The following is a 13,229-nucleotide window of genomic DNA, read 5'->3' on the forward strand; positions in this document are numbered from 1 at the left end:
CCGCCTGGCAATCGCTCTGAAAATCTGGAATTTCATAGTAGATGAAATCGTCGATGGAATCGTTCGCTCTCTCGCTGCCGGTACTCATGTACCACCATGTTTCTGAGTCGAATGGCGCGCTGAATATCTCACCCCAGTGTTTCGAATCCCAGATGAACTGGCTGGCACGCAATGGATATGTCACGCTCACCGCGGATGAATTCGCGCGCTTCCTGCGCGGTGCGCCCATGCCCGAAAAATCGATTCTTTTGACATTCGACGACGGATACCTGGACAACTATATTCACGCGCATCCTTGTCTCGAGCGTTACGGTTTCAATGCTGTCATGTTTCTCGTGACTGGTCGCATTCATGACGGTCCAGTTCGGCCAGTCATGACAGCTCGCGCGGCCAGGAGCATGTCGCACGCAGAGTGCGAGCAACGCGTCCAGGCGGGCCGATCGGACGATGTCACGGTGCGTTGGAGCGAGATCGAACTCATGCGAAAGGCCGGAACGTTTGAGTTCCATAGCCACACGCACAGTCATCGCCGCTGGGACATATTGTGCCGTGATCCGGTTAGCAAGCGGCATCGAATCGCACAGGATATCGAAATATCCAGATGTATTCTGACCGAGCGCATCGGTGCGGTATCGACGCATCTGTGCTGGCCAGAAGGCTATTACGACGACGACTATGTCGAGGCTGCAAGAGCCGCCGGTTTCGAATACCTGTACACAACGAGGAACACTCGCCGCAACAGCCCGGGTAGCGATCCATACGAGATTCATCGCATGGCGGACAACGGCAAGAGCGGGGAGTGGCTGGCGCGCAAGGTACGCCGCTATCAGCATCCACAGTGGGGCGCCGCTTATTACTGGTTCAAACGAGTTAGAGAACTCGGAAAGCGCGTGCGTTCATGAGGATTCTCTACACGATGGACACTGCGTCGCCATGCCAGACACACTCCTGTTGATCGAAGACGACCTTCCGCTCGCAGCACTGACGGCTGAGTTCTTGCGCTCTGAGAATTTCGAGGTTGCGATTGCTCACCGCGGCGACGTGGCTGTGAAGATGATCGATGCGGTACGCCCGGATCTGCTCGTTATGGACGTCATGCTGCCGGGCATGGATGGATTTTCCTTGTGCCGCGAGATTCGGTCCTCTTATTCGGGGCGGATTCTCATGATGACGGCACTGGACGAGGACGTAGAACAGTTGATGGGTTTCCATGTCGGCGCTGACGACTTTGTCGTCAAACCGATCGATCCTCTATTGCTCGTGGCCCGTATTCGCGCCTTGTTGCGAAGGGACATTCGCCGCCCCAAGCCTGGCCGGGTGTTCGACCACGCGTTTGGGCGTTTCCGGCTTGACCTCCATGCCCGAAGGGCCTGGCTGGACGATAAGGCCGTCGCGTTTTCGGTGGCGGAGTTCGACCTCCTGTCGATATTCGCTCGCCATGCCGGCACGCCGCTCAATCGGGACCAATTGCTCCAGAACCTCCGCGGCGTGGAGTACGACGGCCTCAATCGATCGATCGACATGCGTGTGTCGCGCCTGCGGAAAAAATTGGCGAACCTGCATTGCCCGGTGACGATCCGCACGATCACTACGCACGGCTACCTGTTTGCCGAGATGTCGGGCGAGGAGTAGTCCATGCGGTTTTCACTGAGGCGTTGGTCGATCATTGCTATCGGCATTGGATGGACTGGCTCAATCCTTGGCCTGTTGTGGCTGTCGGCCTCCGCTGCGGTCGGCATCAGCGAGTACAGTTTCCGCCAGTTGATGACCGGTCCCGGCTACCTGCTTGCAGAGCAACTTCGACCGCTGTCGACGGCGCAGCGCGAGCAGCGGTTGATATCGCTTCGCCAGCGCTTCCAGTATCCGATCGAGCTAGTCGCGACCGACAGCGTTGAACTGCCGCCGCAAGCGCGCACCATGCTCCTGCACCAGCAGGCGGCACAGAATAGTGATGAGGAGATCGCCTACTTCTCACTCGACAACGACACGCTGATTCAGTTCGGACCGATGTGGGGCAGCGCTGCGCTGGTTGATGTACTAGGTTCTCCAGTTTTTCTTTTGACCGCTGTGGCCGCGAGTGCTCCCATCGTGGGTTTTTCGATCGCTGCCTGGCGTCGCAAACGACGATGGTGCCGCGACTTGCAGGAGATCACGGCCTGCCTTGCCGGCATGGTGCGATCGCCGGCCGTTATGCTGCCCGCCGTCGACAGGGAATGGATGCCGCTGGTGCTCGCCATGCGCAAGCACGTCGAAGATCTGTCTGCCATGAACGAGCGTCACAAGGAGGTGTCGCAAGCGGTCTCGCACGAGTTGCGTACCCCTCTTGCGCGGATGCGCTTTGCCATGATGCTGCTTGGCAGGAGCGAGGACGTCGCGACCCGGAGCCGTTTGCAAGAACGACTGCAACTGGATGTTGACCGGCTCGAATCGCTCGTACGTGCGAGTCTGCGTTTCGCCAGACTGACCGATGCACCGGCGCGCATCGCCCGTGAACCCATCGCGGTTCTCACATGGCTGCAAGAAGAGCGCATGGATGTCGAGGACAAAGGACTTGTGATCGAAGTCACTGCACAACCTGAAAATCTCCAATTCATGGGCGACAGAGACCTGCTGCATCTGATTGCACGCAATCTGTTTGAGAACGCGGTTGCGCATGGTCGTTCCCACGTCATTGTGAGGGCTCGCCTCGCCTCGACTCGACAGATGATCCTGGCGGTCGAGGACGATGGCCCCGGCATTGCCGCGGAGGATCGCGAACGCGTGTTCGAACCTTTTGTCCGGCTCGCGCCTGGCGGGGAGGAGAGAGCGGGATTCGGGCTCGGACTCGCGCTGGTACGGCGGGCAGTTTATTTGCAAGGCGGCAGCATCGGCATTTCAACCAGTGCGTTGGGCGGTGCGTGCTTCCGCGTGACCCTGCCGTTGCCCGCATGACCCTGCGGTGTTTGCCCTGTTACTCGCGGTGACAACACTGCGTGTACCTGTCATTTATGCTCGTTTCAGACGTTGTGCGCTGACTGTGATGTTGACGCTGCGCTCGATCACAACTTATCTGCAACGAACCGACCAGGAATCTCATGCGGGACATCAAATCAAAGTTCATGATTCTTTGTGCAACAGCGTGCCTCGGCGCCTGCGGCGGCGGAGAAGATGCCACTGCCAGATCCGAAGCGGGAAAGCGCAGCGTGCAGAAAGTCTTGACGGCACAGCCCTATGTCACGGGCTCGATCCTGCCCAACCACATTTCAGCGGCTGAGCGCGACAGCCAGGTGCAGGCATTCTACAAAGCATGGAAAACCAGGTACGTGGTGCAGGAATGCGGAGACGGGCGCTATTTCGTCAAGGTCAATGCGGATCACCGGCCTGTTGGCGGGGATACGGCGCCGAAGACAATCACCGTATCGGAAGCCCACGGTTACGGCATGTTGATCACCGTCATGATGGCGGCACATGACAACGACGCTCGCGATATCTTCGACGGTATGGTCCGGTATTTCCGCGACCACCCGGCGGAGTCGAGCCCGCATCTGATGGCCTGGAATCAGGTAGAAGGTTGCGCCAACTCGGCAGGCAGATTCCGCGGGAAAGTTAGTGCAACCGACGGTGATCTGGACATTGCGTATGCATTGTTGCTGGCCGACCGGCAATGGGGTAGCGACGGCGCAATCAACTATCGTCAGGAAGCGCGGGCGGTGATGCAAGCCATTCTGCAGTATGAAGTGCACCCCACTGGCAAACATCTGATGATCGGCGATTGGGCCGGAACAGATGGCGACCCGGCGATCGAGTACACGACACGTTCATCCGATTTCATGCAATCGCACCTGAAGGCTTTCTTCACCGACAGTGGCGATGCAAGATGGCTGGCGGTGCGGGACCGAACCTATGTGATCGTCGGCGAGATCCAGCAGCACTACAGTTCGAAAACCGCGTTGATGCCGGACTTTATCGCCAACCTCGATGGGGAGCCCAAGCCGGCGAAGCCAAATTTGGTCGGAGACCCGAGGGACGGCGAGTATTCGTGGAACGCGGCTCGCTATCCGTGGCGGGTCGGCATGGACTATCTGCTGTACGGCGAGCCGCGTGCGTTCAGTGCACTCGGCACGTTCAACCGTTGGGCGCGCTCCACCACGGCTGGAGACCCCGCGTCGTTCGCCAGTACCTACCATCTGAATGGCGTGCCTGTGGTAGCTGAGGGTAGGAACAGCCTGGCTTTTGTTTCCGCATTGGGCGTGTCGGCAATGATCCACGCGGACAACCAGGAATGGCTGAACGCGATCTGGGAAAACCTGCGTGGCCAGAGCCTGGACAACAACGACTACTACGGCAATACGCTAAAGCTATTGTCGATGATCGTCATGTCGGGCGCCTGGTTGCAGCCCTGATGTAGTGAATGAAATCGCCGTACAGGTACTGCGTTGTCAGCGCTTGCAGTCTGGAGACCCGCGTACTACCGGCTCGAGTAAATCGGAAATTTTGAGGCGACCTGTTGCTATGAAGATTCTCTACACCAACTTTCACACGGGTGATGGAGGCGGTCATACGACCTATATTCTCAACCTGGCTGCAGCACTGGGAGGGCGCCATCGCGTGACGATTGCGGCACCCCGCTCAAGCCGGCTCTATCTGTACGCGAGGCAGATTCCCGGTGTCGAAGTCGTTGCGATGGGTTTTCGCAATACGCTGACATCGATGATCGGAACCGGGCTGGCGCTGCGCCGTCTGATCGAAAAGAACGGTTTCGATATCGTGCACGTCAATGGCTCGGCGGATCATCGGATCGCGATGCTCGCGACGACGGGATTGGGCAGAGACAGCCCCTGTATCGTCTTTACGAAACACAATGATTTGCCTGCGAAGAGCGTGACCACATGGCTCAAAGGCACGTTGGGGACCGATTCGGTCATTTGTGTTTCAGCGTACACACGCCGCCGGCTGGCGCAAACGGTCTATGGACGCAAGGTTAATTGGGTTGTGCGGCACGGTATCGATCTCGGCCGCTTCGCACCTGTGAGTGCTGCTGCCGTTAGCAGGATTCGAAGCCGCTTTTTGCCCGGGATTCCAGAGGATGCGCTGGTAGTCGGCAGCATTGCGGGCATGGATGACAACAAAGGCTGGCTGGACATGGTGACTGCTGTCGCCATGTTGCCCGATCCACTACGCAAGCGCGTCCGCATTGTTCTCGCGGGTCAGTTGCCCGATGCAACGCAGCGCTCAAGGGTGGCGGCACTGGGGATGACGCGGCAGGTGATCTACACCGGAATGCTTCGGGACGTTCGGCCGGCAGTCGCGCTTCTGGATGTGGGCTTTGTGCTTTCCCAGCGCGAGACGCTCTCATTCGCGTGCCGGGAGATGATGGCGATGGGTAAGCCGGTGATTGTCTCCGACACAGGCGGCCTTCCGGAGAACGTAACCGCTGGCGAGGATGGGTGGCTTGTCCCGCCAGGTGGACACGGCTATATCGCGCAGCTTCTTATGCTTTTGCTGTGCAATCCGTCCGAGGTCGAGCGTGCCGGCGCCGCTGCACGTGCCAAGAGCGAGGCGGAGTTTTCATTGCAGACGTTCGCGGCCCGTACGGAGGCAGTTTACGTCGAGTGCCTATCAAGAGTCTCGCCGTTGGCAGCAGAAAAAGATCTTGCTCAACGGGTGGCGCGGGGGCGCACGGCCTCAAGCGCGTCGTAATTGAGCGAGTGTGCTGAACACGCCTGACCACTGTGGCGCTCCAGAATCGAATCAATAACATCCAGTTACTTATGAATTCACCACTGTCATCCAACGGCGCAGCGTATACAACTCGGGAAACCCGTGACGGTGTCCCGCTGGCCTATATCAGCGAGAAGCTCGCGCACGCAATTGAAGATACCCATGCCGCCGGTCAGGCGCACCCGGAAATGCGCTTACGTCTTTCTCATGTGATGTATTCGCAGACCCTGGCGTTCCTCGCGCTTCACAACATGCTGGGCGCCGCCAATGACTCGGGCTTGCCGGACCGGTTGCTCGATCTGGAGCGCGAGGAACTCAGGAAATGGATCAACGCTGTCGTAAGCTATGGAGATCTGCTGGGCGCGGGCGACGTCGGAACGCGCAACAGTTCCTGTTAAAGCAACGTTAGCGACCGGGAAGCCGGTGCGTGGTCATGTTTGAAGCGAGATCCGTATCGAGCAGCATGCAGCGTGCTACGATGCCTCGACGATCACGATGGAGACAGCCATGTGGGACAAGATCGAACATAACGGATACGAAGTCTGGGTCCTGCCGATTCTTGCATACGGTCCCCCGGCCCCAACCACCTTGTGGCATTACTCGGCCTATATCTGCCGCCACGGTTCCGATGCCCATCTCGCCGGGCAGAGCTTTCGCTTCCAGGAACTTGTCGCCACGTTCGGCAGCGAAGAAGCAGCCCGCGAGGCTGGGTATGTCGAAGGCAAGCGGCGCGTCGACATGATGGTCGACGGCGGCACCGTTGCCGGTAACGGTTGATCACTGCGCTCGTTGTTCAAAATGGAACTCTGGATTCAACCATGCGCACGGTGCGCTGATCTGTACGGGCAGCCGGCTCCCGCGGCTCCGCATGACGACCTGACACCCAACGGTGTCGGCGTAGTGAAGGATACGCGTGCAGAAGAGCATTACACCTGCGTGCGGTGCGGCGCCGTGTTTGCACGCATTCTCGCAGGTGCACCCACGCGGCAGATCTGGATGCTCCTGAACGCGGGGCAGCACTGATTCTCTCGCGCCGGAGAGTCGGCTAGCGGCTAGTATCCTTCATACGGGGATTCTTCGAAGATACCGACGGAGGCCGCTATGTGGACCTGTCGAAACTGCAATGTGTCGTTCGACTTCGATCGAGTCGAGCCGGAACTGGATGGACAAGGATTCTTTTTCCTCTGTCCTGCCTGCGACTACCGCAACAAGCTGGTGGACTCAGGTCCAGACGCAACGGGGCGCCCGAAGCTTGTCCAGAGCGACGACGCGGTCTCGTGACCAACGCTGCGAACACATTCCGCAGACCATCGCGCTCAAGGCACGGCGCGTCGCCGTCGTAGATAATCCGGCAGGGAAATTGGCCGGTGAATCAGAAAGGGAAGCAGCGCATAATGGTTTGATCCCTTTGGCAGAATGATGGAGGCAGATATGGCTACGTTTGCTATAGACGCCATTCGCATCAATCCGGCGAACGACAGGATTACTCATGTGCGTTGGGCCCCCGTCGACCCGGCCACACGCGACTGGTTGTCCCCCACGTCGATAGTCGAGGTGGCCGAAGTCACGGCCGCGATCCGGCGGCGGAATGCTGTTTGGTCCCTTTTTACGCTCGGCGGCATACGGTTTCTGGGGCCTAAAATCGTGTCGGTTGCCCACGCCGACGGCCATGACGGGATTGACACCGATGTCCCTGGCGAGCACGTCGAAAAATGTATTGACGACCTGCCGCACGTTTGACCGCCCACATTCGGTCAGGTGGACCTTGGCGTAGCGATGCCGTCGTTGCGCACGGTTGCGGTGTCCTCGAAAAATCATTTGCATAGACCGTAAATCGACGTGCAAGGCGGCGCGCCTTCCTGCTTGCCTTCGAGGCGGAACATATTGAACTGGCGGTCGCCGTGGCCTGCATAATTGCGCCGTTGCACAGAGCGTCGCCATGTTTAATGTAAATTGGTCGTTCTTGAGAGCGCCTTTCAGCGAGACACCATGAAAAACGGAAAGCCAAAACTAACGCGTCGTGATGCAGACGGTCTTTTCCCCGACCTGCAGCAAAGCGGCGCTCATCTCGCAAGCCGGCCTGATAACCCGTTCGGAGAAGAAGTATCCAGAACAACCGATCGACGCGATCGTGATGAGGCCAAGCTTTGGAAAGATAACCTCGTTACTTTGCCCGCCGCGATCGAGTTGCCTCCGGGGTACGAGTCGGTATCGCACGTGCGCGATGCGATGGAGCGTGCCTGGCGTATGAAATGGGTCCGGGAAAGCGGCAATGAGGTCGTCGCGGAATTTCCTGAAGGTTGGGCCGCCGCTCGGCCGGCCAGCGGCCCAATCGAGTTAAAGGACGCAACGGGTGTGGTCCGGGCCGTGTACGGCTGGGGAGGGGATGCTGAAGTGAGGCTGCTGCCGCGATATCGGGTCGAAACGCAGGAGAACAGTTCGAGTGGTCTCGGCAGTCTGCTTGTCCGCGATCGCGAGAACGGACAGATTCTCGAGAGGTCGTCGACATGGTCCGCGAAGACGGGGACCAACCACCCTGACTGGACGCGACTGTCGGCATGGCTCGACAAGCAGTATCCGCTTCACCGCGATCCGCTGCGGTTGTGGACGGATTGCGAAGGCAATCGCGGTTGAATTCGCCTCAACGAAAGTCCGTCGCCGCGAGGCCATTGTCAAAAGCAAACACCATTGCCATGCAACACCTGAAATACCTGACAGGCTACCCGGCCGGGCTACAGGAAAAAGTCAAAAAGCTGATCGCCGACGAACAACTCGGCCCTTACCTCGTGAAGCGGTACCCCGGCACGCACCAGGTGCAAACAGACCGGGCCCTGTACGAGTACTGCGCGGAGCTCAAGCGCGAACACCTTCGCAACGGCGCGCAAATCGACAAAGTCACTTACGACAGTAAGCTTGATGTCGTGCGCCACGCACTCGGCCTGCACACGAGCATCTCGCGCGTGCAGGGCGGCAAACTGAAGGCGAAAAAAGAAATCCGCATCGCCTCGCTGTTCAGGGACGCTGCGCCGGAATTCCTCAAAATGATCGTCGTGCACGAACTCGCTCACCTGAAAGAAAGCGACCACAACAAGGCGTTCTACCGCCTTTGCGAGTTCATGCAACCGGGCTACCACCAGATTGAATTCGATCTGCGCTTGTATCTCACGCATCGCGATCTGAAGAAAAACCAGACGTGAGCGTCAATCTTCAGGTGCCGAGTTTCGGGTGGCGCCTACTAGCCGCCACCCGGAACTCAGCACCGCATCAGGCGGCAACCGCTTCAGCAACCGCCGACGCCGTCAATAGCACTGGAATCGACTTCGAAGTCGGCGTCCCCGCGCCGTCGGCCACCGAAGAGAGCGGCACCAGCGGATTCGTCTCCGGATAGTAAGCGCCAAGACACCCACGCGGAATGTCGTATTCCACCAGCAGGAACCCAGCAGCGTGGCGCTCGATTCCATCGGCCCACACGCTCTTGATATCCACGCGCTGGCCCGCAACGAAACCCAGCATCGCGAGATCGTCCTTGTTGGCGAACAGCACGCGCCGCTGCCCATACACGCCGCGATAACGGTCGTCGAGGCCGTAGATCGTCGTGTTGTACTGGTCGTGTGAACGCGTCGTCATCAAGGTCATCAGACGCTCGCCATGCTCGGCGCGCGCTTGATGAATCGGCGTGTCGACGTCAATCGCATGCACGAGGAATTGCGCCTTGCCGCTCGGCGTTTTCCAGATCCGCTCGCGCGACGCCACACCCAGGTGAAAGCCGCCCGGGGTCTTGAGACGCTCGTTGTAGTTCTGGAAGCCGTCGATCACCTGCGCGATGCCGTCGCGAATCAATGCATAGTCGGCGGCCTGAGCGAGCCAGTCGACCTTGGCGCTGCCGAGCGTGGCGTGCGCCATGCGCGCGACGATTGCAATCTCCGACAGCAGATTCTCCGAGGCCGGCTTGTTCATGCCGTACGAGATGTGCACCATGCTCATCGAATCCTCGACACTGACGCCTTGGGCCACACCATTCTGCAGATCGATTTCGGTGCGACCGAGTGTCGGCAGAATCAGTGCGTCGCGGCCATGTATGAGATGGCTGCGATTCAGTTTGGTCGTGATATGCACGGTGAGCTCGCACGAGCGCATCGCTTCCCATGTGCGCGGCGTGTCCGGCGTCGCGATCGAGAAGTTGCCGCCGAGGCCGATGAACACCTTCACCTTGCCGTCGAGCATCGCCTGGATTGTGTTGACGACGTCGAGACCATGCTCGCGCGGCGGTTCGAAATCGTAGACTTCGCCGAGCCGATCGAGAAACGCCTGAGTCGGTCTTTCTTCGATGCCGACCGTTCGGTCGCCCTGCACATTCGAGTGTCCGCGCACCGGGCACAGGCCCGCGCCGCGGCGGCCGATATTGCCGCGCATCATCATCAGGTTCGACAGGATCTGCACCGTCGGCACGGAGTTCTTGTGCTGCGTGAGGCCCATGCCCCACGTCGAAATCACCGCGCGGCCCTTCACGTAGATGTCGGCGAGCTTCAGCACGTCTTCGAACGGCACACCCGATTCGGCGACGATCGTGTCCCAGCTTTCGGCGCGCAAATCGTCGGCGAATGCGTCGAACCCGACTGTGTGTTCAGCGATAAACGCGACGTCGAGCACGCGTTCCAGACCTGAGGCCAGCGCTTCGTCGTCGAGTTCGATCACGCGTTTGGCGACGCCCTTGATCAGCGCGAAATCGCCGCCGACTTTCGGCCGGATGAACACGGAGCTGATCTTCGTGCTGCCCATCGTGATCATTTCCACCGGATGCTGCGGGCTCGCAAAGCGTTCGAGGCCACGTTCTTTTAGCGGATTGATCGACACAATGGTCGCGCCGCGCTTCGCGCATTCACGCAGCTCGCCGAGCATGCGCGGATGGTTGGTCGCCGGATTCTGGCCGAAGATCAGCAGCGTATCGGCGTGTTCGAAGTCGTCGAGCGTGACTGTGCCCTTGCCGATGCCGACCGTGTACGGCAAGCCGCGGCTGGTCGCTTCGTGGCACATGTTCGAGCAATCGGGGAAGTTGTTGGTGCCGTACATGCGCACGAACAACTGGTACAGAAACGCGGCTTCGTTGCTGGCGCGGCCTGATGTGTAGAAGGCGGCGCTGTCGGGATCGTTGAGACGTTTCAGGTGATCGGCAATGAGGTCGAAGGCTTCGTCCCAGCCGATCGGCACGTAACGGTCGCGCATGGCGTCGTAGACGAGCGGGTCGGTCAGACGGCCATGTTGTTCGAGCTCGTAATCCGACTGCGCCATCAGTTCTTCAACCGTATGCTCCTCGAAGAACGCCGGTGTCACGCGCTTGCTGGTCGCTTCTGCCGCCACCGCTTTAACGCCGTTTTCGCAGAACTCGAAGGTTGACGCATGCTCGCGGTCCGGCCACGCGCAACCCGGGCAGTCGAAGCCGTCCGGCTGGTTCTGTTTGAACAGCATGCGGTAGTCGCCGCCCGTAACCTTTTCCTTGAGGAGGTTGATGGCGACGTATTTGAGCGCGCCCCAGCCTGCGGCGGGGTGGGTATACGGTTCGATGCGAGCTTCGGGTTTCTTCATGATCTTGCCGCCGGATGTGGCTTGGACGAGGCTTTTATGCCGATGCATGAAAGCCTACTGTGTTCCAAAAACGGCGCAGCATACAGAAAATCGGAAAGGAGAGGGGTACAGTTGCGCGGAATTTGTCATAGACTGGCGTTCCGCCCATGTTTTTGTTCGAGCCAGGTCCTTGAAACTGTACGAAAAACTCGCCGACGAGATGACCGAAGCCGTGCGCCGCGGCGTCTTCGCGGCGGGCGAGCGGATTCCGTCGGTGCGGCAGGCGAGCCAGCAGCACGGCGTCAGCATCAAGACCGTGCTGCATGCGTACGCGTTGCTGGAGAGCCGGGGAATCGTCGAAACCCGGCCGCAGTCGGGCTATTTCGTGCGCGACGCGGTAGCGACGGCGGCCGCGCTCGACGAGCCGCGCCTGAACCGCCAGCCGGCAGCCCAGGCGCCGCCGGTGGCCGCTGCGGTCGACGTGAGCCGTCTCGTGCTGTCGACCCTGCGCAGCATCCGCGCGCATGACGCCGTTCCGCTCGGCTCGCCGTATCCCGATCCGTCGTTGTTCCCGTGGCGGCGCATCAATCAGTACGCGAATGCGATCGCCCGGCGTCACGCGAGCTGGAATCTGATCGACGATTTGCCGCCCGGCAATCCCGAGCTGATCAGGCAGATCGCGCGGCGCTATGCCGAGAACGGCGTGCCGGTCGACCCCGACGAAATCATCATCACGCTCGGCGCGACGGAGGCGATCAACCTCAGCTTGCAGGCGGTCGCCAAGCCGGGCGACACGGTCGCCGTCGAGTCGCCGACCTACTACGCGATGCTGCACGCCATCGAGCGTCTCGGCATGCGCGCCATCGAAGTGGCGACGCATCCGGTCCACGGCATCGATATCGAGGCGTTGGCCCAGGTCATCGCACGGCAAAAGATCGCCGCGTGCATGGTGATGCCGAACTTCCAGAATCCGCTCGGTTTCCAGATGCCGGATGAGCGCAAGCGGCAACTGGTCGAACTGCTCGCCGCGCACGACATTCCCGCCATCGAGAACGATGTCTATCAGGAGCTGTACTTCGGCGAGGCGCGGCCGTCGACGTTGAAGAATTACGACACCAAAGGGCTGGTGCTGCATTGCGCGTCGTTTTCGAAGAGCCTGACCGCGTCGTACCGGATTGGCTGGGCGATGCCGGGGCGCTACCGCGCACAGGTCGAGAAGCTGAAGTTTCTCAACACGCTGACCACGCCTTCGGTGCCGCAAGTCGCCGTCGCCGATTACCTGAGGCAGGACGGCTACGACCGGCATCTGCGCCACGTGCGCAAGGTCTACCGGCAACAGGCGAGCATCATGATGGCGATGGTGCAGCGGTTTTTTCCGGCCGGCACGCGCGTGTCGACGCCGCAAGGCGGGTACGTGCTGTGGGTGGAGTTGCCCGAACGGGTCGATTCGATGCGGCTCTATCAGGCGGCGCTCGCGCGCAGCATCACGATCGGGCCAGGCATGATGTTTTCGATGCGCGACGATTTTCGCCACTTCATGCGGCTCAATTACAGCTATCCGTGGACGGCGCAGACCGAGGCGGCATTGAAGACGCTGGGAGAACTGGTGGCGCAGATGGCCTGATCGGCCTTCAGAAAAGCGAGGAGACATTCACGATGGAAGACGATGAACTCGATCCGGTACTGGTCGCCGTGCTGGCGCAGTTGTGGCGTGCGCATCAGGAAACGCCTGGCGGCGCGTGGTCGCTCGCCAAGCTGTCCAAGCAGGCGGACGTGCCGATGAGCGGCCTGCGACGGCAACTGACGGCCTTGGTCGACGGCGGCCTGGTGGATACCACGTTCAACGAGGAAGGCACGGGAACGGCGCGCCTGAGCGAGATCGGCCAGGGCTTGTGCGCGGATCTGTTCGGTGAGGGCGATTCGCCCGACGATGACGAGACTGACCCGCCGCCACGCGTTCACTGAGT

General features: G+C 60.1%; 14 protein-coding genes. 13 read left to right on the plus strand and 1 reads right to left on the minus strand.

The window, feature by feature from the left end; all coding sequences use genetic code 11:
* Positions 1-41 precede the first annotated feature (41 nt).
* From R8871_RS29370 to R8871_RS29420, 11 genes are all read left to right on the plus strand, one after another.
* A complete protein-coding gene (locus R8871_RS29370) occupies positions 42-902 on the plus strand; it encodes a polysaccharide deacetylase family protein (RefSeq protein WP_217468923.1) in 861 nt (286 codons plus the stop codon).
* A 31-nt stretch (positions 903-933) separates the two neighbouring features.
* A complete protein-coding gene (locus R8871_RS29375) occupies positions 934-1,632 on the plus strand; it encodes a response regulator (RefSeq protein WP_175053615.1) in 699 nt (232 codons plus the stop codon).
* Positions 1,633-1,635: 3 nt separating this feature from the next.
* On the plus strand, positions 1,636-2,931 hold the full coding sequence (locus R8871_RS29380) for a sensor histidine kinase (protein WP_175053616.1): 1,296 nt from the start codon (positions 1,636-1,638) through the stop codon (positions 2,929-2,931).
* A gap of 251 nt (positions 2,932-3,182) precedes the next feature.
* A complete protein-coding gene (locus tag R8871_RS29385; protein WP_217468924.1) occupies positions 3,183-4,382 on the plus strand; it encodes a glycosyl hydrolase family 8 in 1,200 nt (399 codons plus the stop codon).
* Between the two features lie 109 nt (positions 4,383-4,491).
* A complete protein-coding gene (locus R8871_RS29390) occupies positions 4,492-5,679 on the plus strand; it encodes a glycosyltransferase (RefSeq protein WP_175053617.1) in 1,188 nt (395 codons plus the stop codon).
* Positions 5,680-5,750: 71 nt separating this feature from the next.
* Positions 5,751-6,098, plus strand: a complete 348-nt coding sequence (locus R8871_RS29395; RefSeq protein ID WP_175053618.1) for a hypothetical protein — start codon at positions 5,751-5,753, stop codon at positions 6,096-6,098.
* Between the two features lie 109 nt (positions 6,099-6,207).
* Positions 6,208-6,477 (plus strand): hypothetical protein, encoded by a 270-nt coding sequence (locus R8871_RS29400; RefSeq protein ID WP_175053619.1) that lies wholly within the window; start codon positions 6,208-6,210, stop codon positions 6,475-6,477.
* Between the two features lie 324 nt (positions 6,478-6,801).
* Entirely contained in the window at positions 6,802-6,981 is a 180-nt protein-coding gene (locus R8871_RS29405) for a hypothetical protein (RefSeq protein WP_175053620.1), read from the plus strand.
* 150 nt (positions 6,982-7,131) lie between these two features.
* Positions 7,132-7,440 carry a hypothetical protein gene (locus R8871_RS29410; RefSeq protein ID WP_175053621.1) on the plus strand — a complete coding sequence of 103 codons (309 nt, stop codon included), beginning with the start codon at positions 7,132-7,134 and terminating at the stop codon, positions 7,438-7,440.
* Positions 7,441-7,689: 249 nt separating this feature from the next.
* The gene (locus R8871_RS29415) at positions 7,690-8,334 is read left to right on the plus strand and encodes a hypothetical protein (protein WP_175053622.1); all 645 of its coding nucleotides are present in this window, start codon (positions 7,690-7,692) and stop codon (positions 8,332-8,334) included.
* A 59-nt stretch (positions 8,335-8,393) separates the two neighbouring features.
* Positions 8,394-8,897 carry a M48 metallopeptidase family protein gene (locus R8871_RS29420; RefSeq protein ID WP_175053623.1) on the plus strand — a complete coding sequence of 168 codons (504 nt, stop codon included), beginning with the start codon at positions 8,394-8,396 and terminating at the stop codon, positions 8,895-8,897.
* Positions 8,898-8,964: 67 nt separating this feature from the next.
* Here the strand turns inward: R8871_RS29420 and R8871_RS29425 are convergent, their stop codons facing one another.
* Positions 8,965-11,283 carry an FdhF/YdeP family oxidoreductase gene (locus R8871_RS29425; protein ID WP_175053624.1) on the minus strand — a complete coding sequence of 773 codons (2,319 nt, stop codon included), beginning with the start codon at positions 11,281-11,283 and terminating at the stop codon, positions 8,965-8,967.
* Positions 11,284-11,452: 169 nt separating this feature from the next.
* Between R8871_RS29425 and R8871_RS29430 the strand changes: the two genes are divergently transcribed.
* Positions 11,453-12,886 carry an aminotransferase-like domain-containing protein gene (locus tag R8871_RS29430; RefSeq protein WP_175053625.1) on the plus strand — a complete coding sequence of 478 codons (1,434 nt, stop codon included), beginning with the start codon at positions 11,453-11,455 and terminating at the stop codon, positions 12,884-12,886.
* A gap of 32 nt (positions 12,887-12,918) precedes the next feature.
* The gene (locus tag R8871_RS29435; RefSeq protein WP_175053626.1) at positions 12,919-13,227 is read left to right on the plus strand and encodes a helix-turn-helix transcriptional regulator; all 309 of its coding nucleotides are present in this window, start codon (positions 12,919-12,921) and stop codon (positions 13,225-13,227) included.
* Positions 13,228-13,229: the final 2 nt, after the last annotated feature.

It is taken from the genome of Paraburkholderia sediminicola (genome assembly GCF_902859805.1).
GTDB classification, from domain to species: Bacteria; Pseudomonadota; Gammaproteobacteria; order Burkholderiales; family Burkholderiaceae; genus Paraburkholderia; species Paraburkholderia sediminicola.